This is a genomic window from Bradyrhizobium sp. NBAIM18, assembly GCF_020193825.1.
Lineage (GTDB): Bacteria > Pseudomonadota > Alphaproteobacteria > Rhizobiales > Xanthobacteraceae > Bradyrhizobium > Bradyrhizobium yuanmingense.
In genome coordinates this window covers 125,200-145,024 of sequence record NZ_JADYVO010000009.1, presented here as the reverse complement: position 1 = coordinate 145,024, position 19,825 = coordinate 125,200, and the positions used below count along the sequence as shown (strand labels likewise).

The window sequence follows — 19,825 nt, the reverse complement described above, 5'->3', positions numbered from 1 at the left end:
GGTAGAACCATGAGGGTCGCAATCCATACACTCGGCACGCGCGGCGACGTGCAACCCTATCTCGCCTTGGCGCTCGGTCTGAAGGAGGCCGGGCACCAGGTACTGATCGCCGCGCCCTCGCAGTTCGAATCGTTCGTCGCAAGCCGCGGCATCGCGTTCGCGCATCTGCCGAGTGAATATCTTGATCTTATGGAGACCCCGGTAGCCAAGGCGGCGATGACGGGCAGTGCCGGTTTCACGGCTGGCTTTAGGATGATGAAGCAGTTTAGGCCGATTGGCCGCAAACAGCTCACCGCTGAATGGCTAGCGGCCCGGCAATTTCGCCCAGAGCTGATCATCTATCACCCGAAGGCCATCGCGGCGCCGCACATCGCGGAAAGGTTATCCTGCAATGCCGTGCTGGCTTCTCCCCTTCCGGGCTTCACACCTACAGCAATGTTCGCAAGCCCGCTGGTGCCTTTCCGCTCGCTTGGTCCGCTCAACAAGCTCACCCACAGCCTGATGGCACACGGCGCCTACGCTCTGTTTCGCGGGATGATCGGGGAATGGCGGGCCACCGAACTCCATCTCGGAGAGACGCCGGAGAAGAGGCTGCGGCCCAGCGCCACGCTCTACGCCTATAGTCCGCACACCGTAGCGGTTCCGCCGGACTGGCCGGATACCGTGGCCGTGACTGGGTACTGGTTCCTGGGAGGTGACGAGGCCTGGCAGCCTGATCCGCAACTCCACCGCTTTATAGAGGGCGGGGACCGGCCTGTTTATGTGGGCTTCGGCAGCATGCCGGGTATCGACCCGATGTCCTTGACGAAACTCGTGCTTGAGGCTCTGGCCAAGGCTGGGAAACGCGGCGTCCTGGCAACCGGCGGCGGTGCACTTCAAGGCGACCTCGGGGGCAGTCACGTCCATTTCATAGAGAGTGCGCCGCACACGAAGTTATTCCCGCTCATGTCAGCCTGCGTCCATCACGGTGGCGCCGGCACTACGGGGGCTGCGCTTCGCGCCGGCAAGCCGAATGTCATATGTCCCTTTTTTGGCGACCAACCGTTCTGGGGAAGGAGGATCGATGATTTGGGCGTCGGACCAACACCAATAGATGCGAGGAACCTTTCAGCCGACTGTCTGGCCGCCGCCATCGCAGAGGCCACCGGAAGTCCGTCGATGCAACAACGAGCGAACAAGCTTGGCGAAGCGATCCGTATCGAAGACGGCGTGGCCAGCGCGATTGGCTTTCTGAGAAGACGACACCTTCTGAGTTGAGGGTCGGATTGCAAACGCCGACAAGCCCCGCTCGCTCCTCCTTCTCGGGCGTTCATCATGCCCATCGCGGTTCGAGGGGGTGCTTGCGCTAAATTGGGATCACCACCTCCCGATCATCTGCGTGCTCGCCACCGCAGTGCAGGACCTTGGCCAATTCAAGACGTGAAAGGCCGCCCGTCATGAATACGGGGCTTGCTCGGTCCTCTGGAAGACAATTCTTAGCTGCTTCTCTGCCTCGATCACCGCGAAGAATACTGCGCCGACCGCCACGATGAGCATCCCATCGAACAAGGGTACCGGTTGCGTGCCGAACACCTGCTGGAGCGGTGGAAGATAAGTGACAGCGAATTGAGCCAGGGTGATTGCGATCACGCAAATCCACACGACGCGCGTTCCCCGCACCGCTTTCAAGGTCAATGACGTGCCGTAGATGTTGCGGATGAAGAAGAGATGGAAGATCTCCAATACCACAAGCGTGTTCAGGGCGATGGTCCGGGCGAGGTCTGGCGCATGTCCTTTGTCGATTGCATAGGTGTACATGCCGAAGACTGCCGCAAGGAACAGTGCGGAGACGAGAATGATGTGCCAGATCAGCGCGCCAGTCAGCAATGGCTCCTTCCGTGACCGCGGCGCCCGCTTCATCGTGTCTTCTTCGGTCGGCTCGAATGCCAGCGCAATGCCGAGAGTGATCCCGGTGATCAGATTGACCCACAGGATCTGCACCGCTGTGACGGGCAGCGCCATGCCGAGAAACAGCGCGGTGATGATTGTTGTAGCCTCCCCCGCATTGGTGGGCAGCGTCCAACTGATGACCTTCTTGATGTTGTCATAGACCGTGCGCCCTTCGCGGATCGCGACGGCGATGGATGCGAAATTGTCGTCGGCGAGGACCAGATCGGAAGCTTCCTTGGCGGCTTCGCTGCCTTTCTGCCCCATGGCGATACCAGCGTCGGCGCGCTTGAGTGCGGGCGCGTCATTCACTCCATCCCCGGTCATGGCAACCGTCAGTCCGTGCGATTGAAGCGCGGTCACCAGTCGCAGCTTGTGCTCTGGGCTGGTTCTCGCGTAGACGTCGGTATCGACGACGACGGCCGCGAGCTCGGCATCACTCATTGCCTCGAGATCGGCACCGGTAAGCACCTTGCCGGGGTGCTGAAGGCCGACCTGGCGCGCGATTGCTGCTGCGGTGCCGGCATGATCGCCAGTGATCATCTTGACGCCGATTCCCGCGCCATGGCACTCCGCAACGGCGGCGATGGCTTCCGGACGAGGTGGATCGATCAGGCCGATCAGTCCGACAAGCACCATATGGCCGTCGAGATCGGCAGTGTTCAGGACAACGTGATCCGGCGCCGTTGAACGTGCGGCAAGAGCCAGGACGCGCTGGCCCTGCGCGGCAATGTCGTCCATCCGCTTGCGCCAGTAGTCCGCGTCGATCGCGTGAGTGCTCCCATCTGATGTCCGCTGAACGGAACACATGGCAAGGATCCGTTCCGGAGCGCCCTTGACGTGGATCCAGGCATGCCCTTCATGATCGTGATGGAGGACGGCCATGTACCGATGCTTGGCGTCGAAGGGGATGGTGTCGGTTCGCGTCCAATCGGCGAAGGCCGCAGCGCCCTGGCGCGTAATCTTGCCGGCCAGAGCCTTGAGCGCGCCTTCCATCGGATCGCCCACGACCTTCCACCCTTCGTCATGGCTGTGCAAGGCCGCATCATTGCAGAGAGCACAGGTTCGGGCGAATTCGAGCAGCAGCTCATGCTCCACCGGGTCGACGTCCGCATCGGCGAGTCGGATAGCGCCTTCGGGCGCATACCCGTCTCCCGCGACCGAATAGATGTGATCGGCGCTGGCCAGGGTTGTCACCATCATCTCATTGCGAGTGAGTGTTCCCGTCTTGTCGCTGCAAATCACGGAAACAGACCCAAGCGTCTCGATTGCCGGCAGGCGGCGAACGATGGCGTTGCGGCGAGCCATCGCCTGGACACCTACGGCCAGCGTGATGGTCAGTACGGCTGGTAGCCCCTCCGGAATTGCAGCGACCGACAGCCCGACGACGCTCATAAACAACTCGGCGAAGGGCAGGTGTCCTACGAAATAGCCGTAGACGAGCAGCACGCCGCCGATCAGCAGGATCAGGATTGTCAACCATCGCGCGAACCCGTCCATCTGTCGAACCAGTGGCGTGGTCAATGTCTCGACTTGGGAAAGCATGCCGCTTATGCGGCCAATTTCGGTTGACGCTCCGGTGGCCACGGCCACGCCGCGACCGGCGCCGCCGGCAACGAGCGTCCCGCTGAAGGCCATGCACGATCGGTCGCCGATCATCGCTCCGCTTGCCACAGGCTTCGTTTCTTTGTCTGTCGGTACGGATTCGCCGGTGAGGATTGCCTCCTCGATCCGGAGGCCGGTCCCCTCTACCAGCCGCAGGTCGGCAGGAACTCTCTCGCCTGCCTCCAGCAGCACGATATCGCCCGGAACGACCGAGGCGCTATCGATGCTGTGCCGTTCGCCATCGCGCATCACGGAGGATTTCGGAGCTAGCATCTGGCGGATGGCATCCATCGCCTGTTCCGCGCGCCCTTCCTGAATGAAGCCGATAATCGCATTGGCAATCACCACCGCCAGGATGACGCTCGAGTCGACGAGATGCCCGAGAGCGGCAGTGATCGCTGCCGCGCCCAGCAGCACATAAATCAGGAAGTTGTGGAAGTGGGAGAAGAAACGCAGGATCGCACTGCGTCGAGGCGGTTCCGGAAGCCGGTTGGCTCCGTACCGGCTTAGGCGCCGCGCCGCCTCGGGAGCAGAAAGCCCGCTCGCATGGGCCTCGACAGCGGCGAGGACCGCTTCCACGGACATTGCGTGGTAGTGTGCTTCGCGCTCGTTCGTGCTCAATTGTGAGACCTGGAATTGTGTTTCGGTTGAGCTTGCTATCCGCTACGTTGTCAGGGCGAGATCGCCACTTCGAGGACGTGCTCGCGCTGGTTGGCGCATACGTCGTAAGCCTCCTCGATTTGCTCAAGCTTGAAGCGGTGCGTCGCGCCCCGGCGCGTATAGAGACGGCTCGACGCGATCACCGCGATGAGGCGACACATGCATTCCTGCCCGCCTGGGCTTCCGCGGCCGTCGTGATGACGGGAATATTCATGATAGCGGTGCTGTACAAGCCGGAGACACGGGTCCGCGGCACGGTCGGTTGGGTTATCATCGCCCGATTTGCCGTGTATCTGTTCGGTGTGTAAGGCGCGTACCTGCACGGGCACGGACGCCGGTTCTAGTGGAAGAGGAACAGGGGACAAGGCGGCCGCTCGACCAGTCGCCGCGTCGTCGAGCCAAACAGGGCATTACTCCAGCCGCGATGACCAAATGCGCCCATCACCAGCAGACCAATGCCCCGATCAACGACTTCAATTCGGATCGCCTCGGAAGGGTCCACCCTTGTCTCGATCGGAACGACTGTACAGTGTACGTCATGGCTACGTAAGAAGTCGGCCGCAGCATGAGCGCGTCGGGTAGCAAGCTGCAATTCCGCTGCGATAGACGTCACGTGCACGCGGGCCTCGCGCCACAGTCCCAGAAGTGCGTACATTTGCAAGGCGCGCATGGCGGGCAGACTGCCATCATATGCCACCAACACGTCGCGCGGACGGCGATACTCGTCGCCGCAGACGACGACTGGCCGTGGCGAGAGCAACAGAAGGTTAGACAGCAATTCCGGCAACGAGGCAGCCCGGTCGACCGAAAAGGTCGTATCGTGACCGGTGACGATCAAATCTCGCGTCTCGGAAGCAACGCGGAAGGCCTCAGCCGGATCACCTTCGAAAGAGAGCCAGGAGAACTCGACGCCCCTCGCATCACATGCTTCAGCATATGACGCGTGTAGCCGCGCGTTATTCTCGCGCGCTTGCCGCCCCCGCGTCTCCTCGAGCTTGGCTTGATATGCCGACGCGCCAATCCCGCCAATCATTGGAACAGTGAGGGAAGACAGATCGATACCAGAGAGACCGGAAACAGATAGTCCGCCAGGACGGGCGAGATCGAATGCAAACTCCCGGGCGCTAAGCGAGGACTCCGTCTCGCCGAGAAGAAGGAGAATGCGCATTGATCCCTCCGGTGATTTGGGCCGCAACTCTGCTTGTGAACCGGTAGGTAGTCTACAGGAACATCAAGCAAGTTTCATGATGCAGATCAACGAGCATTCACATTTCAAAGTCGGTTACGAACCGCCAGCATAGCCAAGTAACAGTGCGACCCAGATATTTCGGTGGGTGTTCCTCTAATCTCAAAATCTAAACCTCGCGCTCGGGCCGCTGAACGCTCGCTTATGTGCCGCGAGTGGAAGGCGCCGCCGATTGGCTTCTCTGGTACAAGGTGCATCTGTCCCGACCCCGGACATTCCGACCTGATGTCGCTCGGATGCAGGATCGTGGGGTAGCCGGTACGGCGAGAAATAGGAGGTGTGGCTAGTGTGATCCCAACGTATCCCTCCTGTACGCGCCCCACTTCTGGCCCGTAGCCGAAGATCCCGGTGGTTGTCGGCGCGTCGGTTGCGGGGTGTAGAGAGGAAGCCGCAAAGATCGGGTCCCATTTGCAGCATATGCGCCCCTGGCCGCCCCCACGAGCGTCCTCCGCCAGGAAACGCTTGTGACTCAAAGGGGGGACTCATCGGGTGCGAGGCAGAAAGCCCGCTCTCGTTCACCACATTTAAACCTTAAGTTTCTACGAAGAGTACTCACCCACAGGCCGCAGGACCATGCGAACAACCTTCCTACAGAAGCCATTGGTGGACTTCGGGCAATGAAGGTCTGGCAGACCAGCTGCATCGTGGCTGTTCTCGCATCCGTGGGACTCTTTCTGGCCGCCGGTAACAGACCGTCGGCGACGGTGCCCGATGTCATGTCGCAAGCGGCAGCGAGCATACCGGCTGCAGCGAGCATGGCGGCTCCCACGAACGTGGTGACGACGGCCGCCTACGCAGAGGCATCCGCCAGACTTGCGGCAGCACTTCGGGCAGAACGAGCAGAGCCGGGCGCGGTGATGTCAACAGCTCCGGCGCCGCCACGCACCGAAACCGAGATCGTCGATCAACCCGTCGCGCCGAAATTGGCGTCGTTGGGACAGGATGTCGTCCAATCGCTGCCGCCGGAACGCGATGCGTCCAACGGTGCTTCGAAGGCGGCGCCGACGCAGGATTTCCGTCATCTGGCCTACTACGTCTGGTCCGAACTGCCGCCCGCCGAGAAACCGGCGGAGATCGTCTTGCGTGCGTTCAGGGACATTCCGCTGGGAACGCCGACCGAAGAGATCAAGCGCGCTGCCGACGCGTTTGGTCTCGATTTCAATTTCATGATGGCGGTTGCCAAGATCGAATCCGGTTTCAACCCCAATCAACGCACCGGGTCCTATATCGGGCTGTTTCAGCTGAGCTATTATGAGTTCGGAAAGTTCGGCTTCGGGCAGATTCGCAGTCCGCGGGATAACGCCGTCGCCGCCGCCTACAAGATCATTACCGAGGGCGTCCTGTTCGAGTGGATCACCCACCGTAAGCCGGACATGAGCGATCTCTACCTGATCCATCAGCAGGGCTGGGAAGGCGCCGCCGAGCATATCAGCAAGCCCGCTCGCGCCGCATGGAAATCCATGTGCGCCACCAGCGAAGGCAAGGAGAAGGGTGAGCGGTGGTGCAAACGCGCGATTTGGGGCAATGCACTTCCGGCCTTCAAGCGCACCTGGAAATCGGTCGACAACGTGACGTCGGAGGCGTTCGTCGGCATGTGGCGCGGCCGGGTCGCCGAATTCTACACAAAGTATGTGGCGACTGCCGCTGCGGCGGCAAGCCAATGATTGCGTCGTGGCAGCGCCGCGCTCGCTTGGTCTTTAGCCGCGGTGGAGGAACGGCCCCAGCTGGTAGACCAAGTCCGCTCTTGGCGCGGGTGCTGTGTTGGACCCTCAGCTGAACGGGCTATTGGGCCGTGTAAACGCAACGAAACCCAATGTACACCGCATGAAAGTCGGCCGATTTCCACTGTACGGCTGACGCTTTTGTCTTGTCCGCACCGTACCACCACGACCCGCCGGCCGTCAGTGCCTCATCGCCCCGCCGATCCGCAAGCCATTCCCAGACATTGCCACCCATATCGTACAGACCGTTGACACCCCGCGCGGTGGTACCTACCGGCGCATGCCGCGGCCAGCGATCTCTATCGGATGTGTTCATGCCGTCAGGTCTATCGCCGACAGGATAAGGATAGGTGCGTCCACTTGCGAAATCGTCGGTAGGATTCGCACGCGTTTCGGTATAGGCGGCTCTCTCCCATTCTTCCAGTGTCGGCAAGCGTCCGCCCACGGCTAAGCAGTACTCACGAGCTTCGCTCCACGACACGTGCACCGCCGGCTCATCTTCGCTGCCCGGTTCTCCGAACGGAGTCGCCCATGTCCAGCCGCTGCGACGGATCCAGCCGTCCGCGAATTCGTGTCCGCCTCCTTCCTGTTCGGCCGCGGTCTTCAGAGCTTTGTCAGCAGCGAAATTGCGAAACAGGCCGATCGTGACCTCGGTCCGGTCGATGGCAAATTGGCCCAGATTCTCGCGTTGGCCAGGCTCGGCGAATGCAACGCCGCTAACGGCCATCAAGCCACATCGCAAAGCAATCGAGCACCATTTCATGTGCGAACGTCTCCTGTATTGCCTCCAGGTGAGCGTGGCAGGCGCCGACCCAACGCCTGCCATTCACCGATCAGCTCATGCGCTGACGCAATGCCGCCTGCGAACGGCGGATGACGCCCTGGTACATGCTCTGCTTGTCAGGATACCATTGCATTGACGCGAGATTGGCGAAGCCGGGAATGCTTTCCATATGCCGTGCCATCCGCTGCCGCATGGATTGATCCGGCTGAGGACCGCGCAGCGCGCCGACATTCTCGGCCGCGTGATCCGGGTTCGATGTCGCGGCAAGAACGGTCGTCACCGCCGGATGGCCCATGACCCATTTGATGAAGAACTGCGACCAGTTCTCCGCAGCGATGTCGCGGGCAAAATCGGGCAGCGGCCGGCCCTCGACGATCTTGTGCAAGCGGCCTTTTTCCAGCGGCATATTTGTCAACACGCCGACGCCCTTGTCGCTCGCCGCGCGAAGGACACGCTCCTCGGCGTGACGATTGAAGATCGAATAGTTGACCTGGATGATGTCCACCAGATGCTTGTCGATCAAGCCTGCGAGAACGTTGTGATAGTCATTCTCGTGGACCGAGGCGCCGACATAGCGAATCCTGCCCTCTCTCTTCCATACGCGCAGCAGTGGCACGATCGCGTCGACATTGACCAGGCTGTGGCAGTGGAGCACGTCGATCTTGTCGCGCCACAGCCGAAGCCTCGATTGCTCCATGCTGGCCAAGGCGTGGCTTTCGTCGGCCAGGTAGTCGCCGGTCGACCAGATCTTGTTGCTGATGAACATCTGGTCCGTCACGCCCATCGCGCTGAGAAATCCACCGACGCTGACCTCGCCGGTACCGTAGAGCGGCGATGTATCGATCACCCGGACGCCGGCATCTATATATTTCCTGGTGACCTCTCGCAGCGCGTCGCGATTGCTGCCGGGCAGCTGGTCAAACGTCAGAAACGTTCCCAGTCCGAGCGCGGGCAGACTTTCGTTGGTGCGGCCGATCGTTCGGGTGAGTACCGGCCCCGCCGCAGGCGCGCGCGATGCAGTGCCGGCTGGCGCTTGCGCACTGGCGCTCGAAACGCCGACTGCAGTTGCGTGAACAGCTGTCGCCGCGATGGCGCCCATCGCGGTGGCGGCGCCGAGAAACTGGCGGCGATCGGTCGCCGTCGGCCAATCCTGTGGTGTCTTATCCATTGCAAATCTCCGTGATTTCGCCTGCGGCACTTGTCGCCTGCCAATAGAAAGGATCGACCTCTCGCCTTGTCGCGCGCGATTCTGACCAAATCACTCGGATCCTGACGCGACGATGCTCCCTTTCCGGCCTGCAGGGAATTGCGGTTCCAAGCTTGTATGTGTATTCAGACGACGTCGCTGCGCAGGAAGTCACGATGCAACGTGTCATTGAGAATGCGTCGACAATCGATCGCTTGAGTTCCCGGCCGGATGGCTGGCGGCGCACCCAATGGGCGAACGGCGCATTCGAAACAGCGTATCGGCCGATGACCTCCATCGTCGAAGGACGCATCCTATCGCCAAATCATCTCATCATGGCGACCCTGTCCGGCGGCGCCGAGCGACATGAGATCTCGGCCGATGGCGGGCATCGCTATGACGGCCCCGATCTGCCGTCGACTGTTTCATTTCTCCCGGCCGGCTGCGAACGACGGCTTCGGCTTCACAATGTGGCTTGGCGATGGGCAGCGATCGCCCTCGACCCCGCCAAGATTTCAGCAATCGCCGGCGCATCGATCGAAGGACTGGGCCCCCTGTCGGGCTCGGAAGACAGCTTTGTCTGGAACATGCTCGCGGAGTTCGAACGAGTTGACGCGCTGGAGGGAGGTCTCGACGCGATCTATTGCGACACGATGAGCCTTGCTCTCGTTGTATACCTTGCACGCCGATACGGTGGTGCAAGAGTGAACGATACATCGATCAAGCTGCCGGCGTGGAGGCTACGGCGCGTCACCGAATTCATCGACGCGCATTTAAGCGCGACAATTCGGATTGCCGATCTCGCTGATCTTGCGCAGCTCTCGGAAGGCCATTTCCATCGCGCATTCAGGGCAGCGACCGGGCAGACGCCGCTGGCATTCGTCCATGCGCGGCGGGTCGCGATGGCAAAACAACTGCTGGCGAGCAGCAAGCTTTCGGTTGCGCAGATGGCGCTACGCGTCGGTTTTCTCAGTCCCGCGCATTTTGCCCGCGTCTTCCGGTCAATGACCGGCCAGAGCCCATCCCAATATCGACGCTCATTCCATCTTTGACAGGGGAAAGTAACGCCTGACGGCCTGGTTTCGCGAGGCTTATGAATACAGGTGGCGACCACGTCCGTTGTTGGCCCATCGCTTCCGTCAGGGGCCTGGCGGCGAGTTCGTGGAACCAACGAGGGTGTCACGCGTTGCCGCGCTGCTCTTGAAGGTGACGCGGCTGAGGCCGGGCCGCCTTTGCTGGGCCAATCAAGACGGGAAAGCCGGGCGAGCCAAACCAGATGCGTCGTATCCGACTCGTGATCGCAGATCGCCGTCCGATCGTCTTGCAGGGTTTTGCCACGCTATTTGCGACCGAACGTGACTTCGAGATCGTTGCGTCCTGCATCAATGGAGCCGATTGCCTCGAAGCTATCAGGACGTTGGCGCCGGACGTCGCGCTTGTCGAGGATGGATTTCCCGATCTGACGGCCGCAGCCATGCTGGCCGCCGTCAACGCCGAAAGCCTTCGCACACGGCTGGTCTTCTACACCGCATCGATCGCACGCGGCGATCTCGCTGCCGCCGTCGCAGCGGGTGCCTGCACCGCCATACCGATGCGCGAGGAGCCCGAAAACCTGTTGCAGTCGCTGCGGCTGGTGGCGCCGAACGCACTCCCGGCGGCCCGCAAGGCAGGCAATGGCGCGTCTGGCGAGAATGGCTTGGCAGCGCTGACCGACCAGGAGCGCAGGATCATGCGTCTGGTCGCCAGCGGTATGTCGAACAAGGAGATTGCGCGCGAGCTCAAGCTCGCCCCAGGCGCCATTCAGGCTCGGATCGATCGCATATCCGCGCGGCTCGACATCAAGGGCCGGACGGAGCTCGCAAGCTTCGCCCTGACGCGCCTCTATGGCGGGGTCGGCGCGCTGGCAGCTCTGATTTGGGCGGCGCTCGAGGACGTTCGATCCGCCAGCGCGACCGAAGGCGATACTGTGGATGCCGACACTGTCACGGTCTTGACCGCAGATGGCACCGGCGCGGTCGTGACGATCAAGATTGCCCCCCAAAGGGCGAACGCTGCTTCGGGCAAAACAGCCAAAGCCGTCCGCGTCGAGAATTCGCTTGCCGACACGCCGACGCGGGGGAGCAAGCTCATCGAATCCCGAGCCGATATCGTCGCCAACACGATCATAGTGCCGCCACTCACCCCTTCAAGGGCGGGCTTGAGCAGCGCCGGCACGTTCATGATGACGGCAGTCGGAGTCTCGCTTTACGAACTCTTCAGCAATCACGCGCAGGCGTTCACGGTTTCCGACGGCCTGAGCGACGTCTTTGCGTCGGCTTCCGCAGACACCAGCGCGTTCGCCGCCCTCAACCCCGTAAGGCCGGATGCGAACCTCGACGGCTTCGACAAGCTGCCCTGGCCCGATCCCGAACTACACCATGATTCATTCGCCTTCGCGGCTGCCCGGGGCGAAGCCTTCGCCAGAGGCGACGAAGCTCGGATCATCGATGCGGCCGCGCGCGAGGACGGCTTCGGCGACAACGGCAACCCTCACATCGGATCCGGCGCCATCGACGCTCTGAGCGATCATGGCGGCTTGGAACAGGCGACCGCAACGGGCGCGAGGAATGCCGAACGCGGCACGACACAGGCAGCGGCGATCGACGCACGCGATCATGGACAAGCGCAGCGCGATTTGCACGCTTCGGAAGACGGCGCAGCAGCCGACAAGCCGAATGCCGAGCACGGGCCGCCGGACCACGCATCAAGCCAGGGGCAATCGCACGCTTCGGAGAACGGCGCAGCAGCCGGCAAGAAGCACACCGAGCTCGGTCCGCCGGAAGGCGATTCCGCTCGTGGACAATCGCAGCGTGATTTGCATGGTTCGGAAAACGGCGCACCGGCCGGAAAGCATCATGACAAGCAGGGCTCGACCGGGCACGACTCCCATCATGGACAATCGGATCACGCTTCGGAACCCGGTTTCGCAGCTGCCAAGCAGCTTGCCGACGATGACGGACCCGCAAGCCATGCCAATTCCGGCCAATCGCAGCGTGACTTGCACCAGGCGCATCCAAACGCGTCTCAAAATCCGCATGCAGAGGCGGGCCAAAAGGCTGACGGCCACGACCCGGCGAACCACGGCGCCGGTGCAGCACAAGCGGCTGCCGCGCCCGGGGCCGGAGATTCCTTTCATTTCAGGAACGATATGCCATCGGCCAAGGGTTCGGATCATCGCGAGAGTGGCTATGGCACCGACACGGCAGAACACGGCCCGCACCGCGCCGGACATCCCGAACTGTCGCTGATCCCAGATGCAGACCTGATTGGCCATTCCCACGCAGAGCAGAGCGCGGTCGATCGCGCAAAAGGCGTTGAGCACCATCCAGTGCATGATTGGTTTGTCTAGCTGACCAAGCAGGAGCTGCCAAAGCAAGAGGAGGAATGACGCCTCTTCGTTCGACGGCCGCCCTCGCGACCGCCGCGGCTCAGCTGGCGTTAACCATCGCGGACGGTTCGGGGCCCAGCCAACTCGCTTCGAAGTTTCTTAAATCTTGCTGGGTACTCCTCCTGGGCGTGGCGACCTGGGAGAAGACATGAGCAAGCGGGCCAAACGCCGGAAGGTCGAGACGATCGCACTGCCGATGGCAGCGAGAGTCGGAATTGGCGCCGTGGCCATCGCAGCATTGGGGTATGGCCTGCTGGGCGCCCCGGGAAACGTGCAACCGGTGCGGAAGCCGTCCGCGCCCCAGGCCAAGGCATCGTCAACGCCGGTCTACGTGGCACCGCAGGTTCACGCAGCAGCGCCCGCGCCGCCCCCGGTTCCTACTCCGGCGCCGCTGGTCGAACCGCCCAAAGCCGACGCCGAAATTCCCGGAGCCTTGGTCCGGCAGGTGGTCGACTATGCCAGCCGCCAGACGCCGGGCACCGTGATCATCGATACCAACAACACGTTCCTCTATCTCGTCCTGAGCGACACGCAGGCGATGCGCTATGGCATCGGTGTGGGCCGCGAAGGGTTTGCGTGGTCCGGTGAGCAGACCGTGGCACGCAAGGCAGAATGGCCGGATTGGCGCCCGCCTGCGGAGATGGTCTCGCGTCAGCCCTATCTGCCGCGGTTCATGGCGGGCGGGCCCGGCAATCCGCTCGGCGCCCGCGCGATGTATCTCGGCGAGACCGAATATCGAATTCACGGCACCAACAAGCCCGAGACGATCGGCAAGCGGGTGTCGTCCGGCTGCATCCGCCTGACCAACGAGGACGTCGTCGACCTCTACGAGCGGGTGAAAGTCGGCGCGAAGGTGATCGTGCTTCCGACGAATGCGGGCCGCCGACCGTCCCAGGGCGCGCCCGACGCCGCATCCCGATCGCCGGACCCGGCCTCGCCGTCGAACCGGCCGTCGGCAACGAGCGCACAGGTGCCGTCAGCCGGACCGAGGATCGCCCAGGTGCAGTAGTTCGGTCCTTCCTCCTGGCTCTGCCCCGAGGACAAAGAGCAATTCAAGTCGTCACTTCACGTCGGTAGCCACGGCCGAACAGACCATCTTGCGCGACCAAAGCCGGTCTGCGTTGGCAAGATGCGGCACCGAATTAACCCTATCGACAAATGATTGCCGTTGGGCGGCGGCCGCCGGCAAAGTTGCCTCATTGACGCGCAGAATTTTCAGCGGCGCTAACCTGGGTCAGAGGCGCGTTATGCTGAGAATGGCGTTGTTGGGCCTCCTCATCCTGTTGAGTGTGGGAATGCTGTCGGCCATGGAGCTGAGCGCTCCACCGCGTCGCATCGCCGCCACGGTCCAGCCGCCTGCCGAGCAGAACGCAAGCATCCCCGCTTCGCACGATGCGCTGGCGAAGGCCGATCGCCTCGAGGTTGCCGCTGAGAGCCGCGCGATGCCGACACAGACCGCTTCGGTGGATAACCCGGTTGCTCCGCAGGACGTGCATGTCCGTTCATTCGCGCCGACGCCGGTCGTCCGTCCGCGAAGCAAACCGAAACGGATCGCGACCGCTGAACCTCCCAAGCCGAAGCTAAAGGCATTTGGCGTCAAACGAGCCGCCACTGTTCAGCGCGCAAAGGCCGCCAACGAGACCGAGCAGTGTCGCCTCAAGGCGTTCGGCGGCCTGCTCAAGGCTTTGAACTTGACCGGCTGCGAAATCTGAGGCCGCCTCCAGGAACGTCTCGCAAACTCTTCCGATCAGCCATATGTTGCCCGCATGAAAAAGATCGGATTTCTCTCCTTCGGGCACTGGACGCCCTCGCCGCAATCCCGGACGCGCTCGGCGGCGGATACGCTGCTGCAATCGATCGAGCTGGCGGTCGCGGCCGAACAGCTCGGGGCCGACGGCGCCTATTTCCGCGTGCATCATTTCGCGCGACAGCTGGCCTCGCCGTTTCCGCTGCTCGCGGCCGTCGGCGCCAAGACCAGTCGAATCGAGATAGGCACGGCCGTGATCGACATGCGCTACGAGAACCCGCTCTACATGGTGGAGGACGCCGGCAGCGCCGATCTCATCGCCGGCGGACGGCTGCAGCTCGGCATCAGCCGCGGCTCGCCAGAGCAGGTGATCGACGGCTGGCGTTATTTCGGCTATCGGCCGGCCGATGGCCAGAGCGATGCCGACATGGGGCGGCGCCACGCGGAGGTCTTCCTCGACCTCCTGCGCGGCGAAGGATTCGCCGAGCCCAATCCGCAGCCGATGTTTCCCAACCCGCCGGGGCTCTTACGCCTGGAGCCGCATGCGCCGGGCCTGCGCGAACGGATCTGGTGGGGCGCCGGCTCGAACGCCACCGCGGTGTGGGCGGCGCAGCTCGGCATGAACCTGCAGAGCTCGACGCTGAAGAACGACGAGACCGGTGAAGCCTTTCACGTGCAGCAGGCGGCGCAGATCCGAGCCTATCGCGCAGCATGGAAGGAAGCCGGCCACAGCCGCGAGCCCCGCGTCTCCGTCAGCCGCAGCATCTTCGCGCTGATGGACGAGCGCGACCGCGCCTATTTCGGCGGCGAGCGCGGCAGCGAAGACCAGATCGGCTTCATCGACCCGCGCACGCGCGCGATCTTCGGGCGGAGTTATGCGGCCGAGCCCGACGTGCTGATCGAGCAATTGCGCCAGGACGAGGCGATCACCGAAGCCGATACGCTGCTGCTGACGATCCCGAACCAGCTCGGCGTGGATTATTGCGCGCATGCGATCGAGGCGGTCCTGATGCATGTCGCGCCGGCGCTGGGGTGGCGGTGACACGAACGGCAATATGTCCCAGAGGAATCACATTTGAACCCCTACGAACGATCGTCATGCCCGGGCTTGTCCCGGGCATCCACGTTTCTCGGTGCCGCGCGACCAGGCGTGGATGGCCGGGACAAGCCCGGCCATGACGATGTGGGGACTATCGTGCCTCAAGCAACCTCACATGCAATAGCCCGGGCCCTACCCCGCCTCACCCCGTCTTCGTCCCCGTGATGACGGCCAGCGCCTCGACGAGGCGGTCGAGATCGGCATCGTCGGTGAAGAGCGCCGGCGTCACACGGATGCACTGGCCTTTGGCGACGCCGGCGCGGCGCACCGTCATGATCCGGTAGCTGTCCCGAAGCTTCGCAACGATGGCCTCGTTGTCGGCCTTGCTGGTCCTGCCGGCGAGGCGGAACGACGTGATCGCGCCATATGAGCCGGCTTCATCCGGCGTCAGGATCTCGATGTCCTTGAAGCCGCGGACGCGGCTCACCCAATAGTCGCGCAGATGGCGCAGGCGCGCCTGCTTGGCCGCGCCGCCGATCTCTTGATGCAGCGCCAGCGCCGTCGGCACTGTCAGCACCGTGGCGAAATTGACCGTGCCGGTATGCACCCGCGAGCGGATGTCGCTTTCTGGAAAATCCTCGTCGCACATGTTGCGGTCGATGGCGGCGAGGCGATCCTTCCTGATGTAGAGGAAGCCGACGCCGAGCGGCGCGCCGATCCATTTGTGCAGATTGAAGCCGACGAAATCGGCCTCGAGCTCCCTCACCCGGAAATCGAGCTGCCCCCAGGAATGGGCGGCATCGACGATGGTGTCGATGCCCTTGGCCTTGGCCATGCGGGCGATCTCGGCGACCGGCATAACGAAGCCGGTGCGGTGGCTGACATGGGTCAGGAGCAGAAGTCTCGTCTTCGGGTTGGCCTCGATGGCGCGGGCATAGGCGTCGAGCACAGCCTGGCGGGTGGCGGGCTCCGGCACATCGAACTTGACCACTTCGACGCCACGGCGCGCCTTCAGCGCGTTCATCGCATATTGCATCGAATCATAATCGAGATCGGCATAGAGCACGCCGTCGCCCGGCTTCAGCCTGTTGTAGCCGCCGATGAGGAGCTGAAGCGCTTCGGTGGCGCCGCGGGTGAGCGCGATCTCAGCTGGAAGCGCGCCGACCGCCTCCGCCACCTTGGTGCGCACCGCCTCGAAATCCGCGCCCGCACGCAGCCGCGCGTAATAGGTGTTCTGATAATTGACCATGTCGGACTGGCGGATGAACTCGCGCCGCACGGGCTCGGCCATGATGCCCCAATAGCCGTTCTCGAAATTGAGGATGTCGGGCGTCACGGCATAGAGTCCCTTCACGGCCGCCCAATAGGATTTGTCGGTGGCGATGGCGGCCACTGAGCCGGTCGGCTGCGGCGGAAGGCCCTCGGCGGCAAAGGCCGGCCCCGCAAGCGGCGCCACGGCTGCTGCCGCGAGGCCCTTGAGCATCGCGCGGCGGTCCGCTGAAATGGTCCTGATCAGTTGCATGTCAGCTCTCCCCAGAGCGTTTTCGAGCGAAGCGGCGTCGGAATTGCATCGCGAAAGCGCCAAACGACGATCCAGAGCTCCGTTCCGACGTCACCGGACGAAGCAGGCTCTGGCGCGCGGGACAAGAGCAACGGACGATGCAGCGGAGATGACCGGAGCATGACAATGCGATGATCGGAAGCCGATGGCGACGGAGTGGCCGGAGCACCGGCCTCGACGCGCGCGAGCGGATGTGGAGTCCGGTTTCTTCCTTTGTCCAGAAACCGGAACCTTCACATTCAGTGCAGATAGCCGATGAGATAGATGCCGCCGCCCAGGACGATGAGCGCGGGCACCGCCCAAAGAATCAACACAGGCATTTTCCTCTCCTCCAGTTGAATCCTCCCCGGGGGAGAACGGGAAAAATCGGCAAACGTTCCGGGTTTCTCCGGAACGGCGCAGCTGATGGCGAGTTCATTGCAGCGCCGCATGCAGCGGCGAGGGAGAACGCAATGAAGAAGCTCATGTTGATTTCGGCCGCCGCTCTGCTCGTGTCGACGGGCGCGATGGCACAAACCACCGTCACCACCACGACCGGGGCCGGGCACGGCGCGGCCGTGCAGATCGAACCGGAGTACCGCACCAAGATCCGGTCCTACGTCACCGAGCGCAAGATCCGTCCGGTCGAAACGCGCGAAAAGATCGTCGTCGGTTCGCCCGTGCCGAGCGACGTCGAGCTCGCAGCCGTGCCGAGTGACTGGGGTCCCTCGCTCACCAAGTACCGCTACGTCTATTCGGGCAACCGCGTGATGTTGGTCGATCCCGGCAGCCGCATGGTCGTCCAGGAGATTGACTAAACCGCCGCACGGCGGGTCGTCGCGGCGGCCCGCCCGTGCATTCTTTCGACAGCTCGTTTGCGGTAGCGCCTGATGCCGATCGTTCGATATTTCGTGTTTGCAAGCATTTTAGCCGTGGCGTTGCTCTTCTTGTTGGATCGCTCTCTGCCGCAGGCCGCGGAGCGCGCTGCCGGCCCGGACGTCGCGCGAACCAGCATTCGCATCCACTCCGCACGGGCCTTGCCAGAAAAAATCATCCTCGACACGTCCACTCAGATCGCCACCACGGTCTCCACTCCCCTGCTCGCCGCCGAGTCGCCGGATCCCGGTGCAAGCAACGCGTTGGCGATGCTTGCGACGAGAAAACCGGAGGTCACACCGGCATCTCGACGCGGCACGGCGCGAGCAGCCGGTCTGCATTCAAATCGGAATGCCGCGCAGCTTCCTCTCGCCTCTCCACGCGTCTGGTGACGGTCGGAGCATTCTGAGAGCTGGAGCCTCGCGATCGCAGCTAACAGGAATCTACAGCTGTGGCGCGCGGCAGAGATGAACGCCAGATGAATGAATGACCATGCGCCGCGCGTCGCGGAACTATCTCAGGTCGTATCAACACGTCAACGTGTCGGACACAAGGAACGTTTGCGCGATTGCCAATTTATCCCGTGCCTGATTGGCGATTTGATTTTTGGAAACCCTGGAGGAAAATGGAAATGAGGATCCTGAAGCTCTCTGCGGCTGCGGCCGCGCTGCTGGCCGGCACGGCGCTTGCCGTTGCGCAATCGAGCTCGACGATCGGCACCGGCGGTTCATCGGCCGGCGGCGGCACCAGCTCTTCGACGGTGGGCACCGGTGGCTCTTCAGCTGGCGGCAGCGGGTCGGGCTCTGCATCGACGCTCGGCACCGGCGGCTCGTCGGCCGGCGGCGGCACCAGCTCTTCGACCGTCGGCACCGGCGGATCGGCGGCCGGCAGCGGCTCGGGCAGCGGCTCGGCCTCGACGCTCGGCACCGGGGGTTCGTCGGCGGGCGATGGCAAGAGCTCATCCAGCGTCGGCACTGGCGGCTCGGCTGCGGGCGGCTCGACCGTTGGCCAGTCCGGTTCGTCGAAATCGCCCGGCATGGGCGACGGCAAGTCCGGTAGCCACGCCAGCGACATGGGCCTCGAAAAGGGCAAGGGCCATAACAAGGACGAGTGGAAGAAGGACAAGAACTAGTGCCTTGACCAGGAGCGGCAGCGATGCCGCTCCTTCGTCTTTGTTGGAGGAGAACTCGCATGAACAGATCAATCATTGCGATCGCAGCGTTGGCACTGACGTTTAGCGCAGCTCAGGCGGCTACCATGGAAAAGACCGGCAAGACGGCGTCGGGCGAGACCTGCAAGGTGACGGTGGTGAAGCATGCGGACGGCAGCATCACGGCGGCGGGTGCATCGGGTTCGAGCACGACGGGCTCGACCGCATCGAGCGGCTCGCTGTCGAGCTCGAGCTCGGCCGGCGGATCGTCGGTCCATGTGCAAGCGGGCGGCGGCCACGTCTCCAGCTCCTCGTCGACGGCGGGCGGGCCTGGCTCCACCAGCGCCAGCACCATCACCGTCAACGGCTGCACGATCTCGACCTCGTCGCCTTAAGGCATAGAAAGGATTGAAAACATGAGAACGCTCGTTACGACCTCGGCGGTCGCGCTTTTGCTTGCCGCCACTTCACCATTGCTGGCGCAGACCAGCATCACCGGCGGCAGCGGCGGCTCGGCTGCAGCAGGCGGCACCTCCGCCTCCACCGTCGGCACCGGCGGCACGTCTACCTCGGCGACAGGCCGCACCGGCTCCTCGATCGCCGCCGGCGGAAGCGCGGCTGCCGTCGACGGCAAGACCAAGACCGGCGTCAGCATGAACAAGGGCAACGGTCCGGTGATGAACTCCAACGCTCGCGCGCAAGCCCATGATGGCGGCACGTTCAGCCGCTCGCACACCCGCACCAAGGTCAAGGCCGGCGAGCAAGTCGGCTCGACCACCAAGACGATGTCGCATGTGCCGGGCTCGAAGCCGACCATGTCGAGGACGACGACGACGGCGCGCTAGAATCGCGCGGCTCTATTCCTCACCACCTGCTGCCCGGCTTGGCCCGGGCAGCTTTTCCGTTTGCGACTTTCCG

General features: G+C 63.1%; 18 protein-coding genes. 11 read left to right on the top strand and 7 right to left on the bottom strand.

Features of this window, described 5'->3' with window-relative positions:
- Positions 1–9: 9 nt before the first annotated feature.
- The gene (locus I6F17_RS21220) at positions 10–1,257 is read left to right on the top strand and encodes a glycosyltransferase (RefSeq protein ID WP_225124355.1); all 1,248 of its coding nucleotides are present in this window, start codon (positions 10–12) and stop codon (positions 1,255–1,257) included.
- Positions 1,258–1,434: 177 nt separating this feature from the next.
- On the opposite strand, the gene I6F17_RS21215 is transcribed toward I6F17_RS21220, so the two are convergent.
- The 3 genes from I6F17_RS21215 to I6F17_RS21205 all read right to left on the bottom strand — a co-directional run bounded on the left by I6F17_RS21215 (position 1,435) and on the right by I6F17_RS21205 (position 5,359).
- On the bottom strand, positions 1,435–4,152 hold the full coding sequence (locus I6F17_RS21215; protein WP_346656986.1) for a cation-transporting P-type ATPase: 2,718 nt from the start codon (positions 4,150–4,152) through the stop codon (positions 1,435–1,437).
- Between the two features lie 50 nt (positions 4,153–4,202).
- Positions 4,203–4,352, bottom strand: a complete 150-nt coding sequence (locus I6F17_RS21210; protein ID WP_225124354.1) for a hypothetical protein — start codon at positions 4,350–4,352, stop codon at positions 4,203–4,205.
- Positions 4,353–4,531: 179 nt separating this feature from the next.
- Positions 4,532–5,359, bottom strand: coding sequence for a universal stress protein (locus tag I6F17_RS21205; protein WP_225124353.1), 828 nt, complete (start codon positions 5,357–5,359; stop codon positions 4,532–4,534).
- A 695-nt stretch (positions 5,360–6,054) separates the two neighbouring features.
- On the opposite strand from I6F17_RS21205, the gene I6F17_RS21200 reads away from it, so the two are divergent.
- Positions 6,055–7,101 (top strand): lytic transglycosylase domain-containing protein, encoded by a 1,047-nt coding sequence (locus tag I6F17_RS21200; RefSeq protein WP_225124352.1) that lies wholly within the window; start codon positions 6,055–6,057, stop codon positions 7,099–7,101.
- Positions 7,102–7,219: 118 nt separating this feature from the next.
- Here the strand turns inward: I6F17_RS21200 and I6F17_RS21195 are convergent, their stop codons facing one another.
- Both I6F17_RS21195 and I6F17_RS21190 read right to left on the bottom strand, forming a co-directional pair.
- A complete protein-coding gene (locus tag I6F17_RS21195; protein WP_225124351.1) occupies positions 7,220–7,921 on the bottom strand; it encodes a formylglycine-generating enzyme family protein in 702 nt (233 codons plus the stop codon).
- A gap of 70 nt (positions 7,922–7,991) precedes the next feature.
- Positions 7,992–9,110 (bottom strand): aldo/keto reductase, encoded by a 1,119-nt coding sequence (locus tag I6F17_RS21190; RefSeq protein WP_225124350.1) that lies wholly within the window; start codon positions 9,108–9,110, stop codon positions 7,992–7,994.
- Between the two features lie 194 nt (positions 9,111–9,304).
- Between I6F17_RS21190 and I6F17_RS21185 the strand changes: the two genes are divergently transcribed.
- The 5 genes from I6F17_RS21185 (at position 9,305) to I6F17_RS21165 (ending at position 15,344) form a co-directional block, all read left to right on the top strand.
- Positions 9,305–10,180 (top strand): AraC family transcriptional regulator, encoded by an 876-nt coding sequence (locus I6F17_RS21185; protein WP_225124349.1) that lies wholly within the window; start codon positions 9,305–9,307, stop codon positions 10,178–10,180.
- A 242-nt stretch (positions 10,181–10,422) separates the two neighbouring features.
- A complete protein-coding gene (locus I6F17_RS21180) occupies positions 10,423–12,516 on the top strand; it encodes a response regulator transcription factor (RefSeq protein WP_225124348.1) in 2,094 nt (697 codons plus the stop codon).
- A 187-nt stretch (positions 12,517–12,703) separates the two neighbouring features.
- Entirely contained in the window at positions 12,704–13,564 is an 861-nt protein-coding gene (locus I6F17_RS21175; RefSeq protein ID WP_225124347.1) for a L,D-transpeptidase, read from the top strand.
- Positions 13,565–13,802: 238 nt separating this feature from the next.
- Positions 13,803–14,267 (top strand): hypothetical protein, encoded by a 465-nt coding sequence (locus I6F17_RS21170; RefSeq protein ID WP_225124346.1) that lies wholly within the window; start codon positions 13,803–13,805, stop codon positions 14,265–14,267.
- Positions 14,268–14,321: 54 nt separating this feature from the next.
- Positions 14,322–15,344, top strand: coding sequence for an LLM class flavin-dependent oxidoreductase (locus tag I6F17_RS21165; RefSeq protein WP_225124345.1), 1,023 nt, complete (start codon positions 14,322–14,324; stop codon positions 15,342–15,344).
- 199 nt (positions 15,345–15,543) lie between these two features.
- Here the strand turns inward: I6F17_RS21165 and I6F17_RS21160 are convergent, their stop codons facing one another.
- Positions 15,544–16,863 (bottom strand): aminotransferase class V-fold PLP-dependent enzyme, encoded by a 1,320-nt coding sequence (locus tag I6F17_RS21160; protein WP_225124344.1) that lies wholly within the window; start codon positions 16,861–16,863, stop codon positions 15,544–15,546.
- Between the two features lie 491 nt (positions 16,864–17,354).
- Here I6F17_RS21160 and I6F17_RS21155 point away from each other — a divergent pair, with 491 nt between their 5' ends.
- The 3 genes from I6F17_RS21155 (at position 17,355) to I6F17_RS21145 (ending at position 18,889) form a co-directional block, all read left to right on the top strand.
- A complete protein-coding gene (locus tag I6F17_RS21155; protein WP_036026829.1) occupies positions 17,355–17,699 on the top strand; it encodes a DUF1236 domain-containing protein in 345 nt (114 codons plus the stop codon).
- Between the two features lie 72 nt (positions 17,700–17,771).
- Positions 17,772–18,149, top strand: coding sequence for a hypothetical protein (locus I6F17_RS21150; protein WP_225124342.1), 378 nt, complete (start codon positions 17,772–17,774; stop codon positions 18,147–18,149).
- 239 nt (positions 18,150–18,388) lie between these two features.
- Positions 18,389–18,889, top strand: coding sequence for a hypothetical protein (locus I6F17_RS21145; RefSeq protein ID WP_036041710.1), 501 nt, complete (start codon positions 18,389–18,391; stop codon positions 18,887–18,889).
- Positions 18,890–19,001: 112 nt separating this feature from the next.
- On the opposite strand, the gene I6F17_RS21140 is transcribed toward I6F17_RS21145, so the two are convergent.
- Positions 19,002–19,280 carry a hypothetical protein gene (locus I6F17_RS21140; protein WP_225124341.1) on the bottom strand — a complete coding sequence of 93 codons (279 nt, stop codon included), beginning with the start codon at positions 19,278–19,280 and terminating at the stop codon, positions 19,002–19,004.
- Between the two features lie 43 nt (positions 19,281–19,323).
- Between I6F17_RS21140 and I6F17_RS21135 the strand changes: the two genes are divergently transcribed.
- The gene (locus tag I6F17_RS21135) at positions 19,324–19,752 is read left to right on the top strand and encodes a hypothetical protein (RefSeq protein ID WP_128264962.1); all 429 of its coding nucleotides are present in this window, start codon (positions 19,324–19,326) and stop codon (positions 19,750–19,752) included.
- The last annotated feature ends 73 nt before the right edge of the window (positions 19,753–19,825 follow it).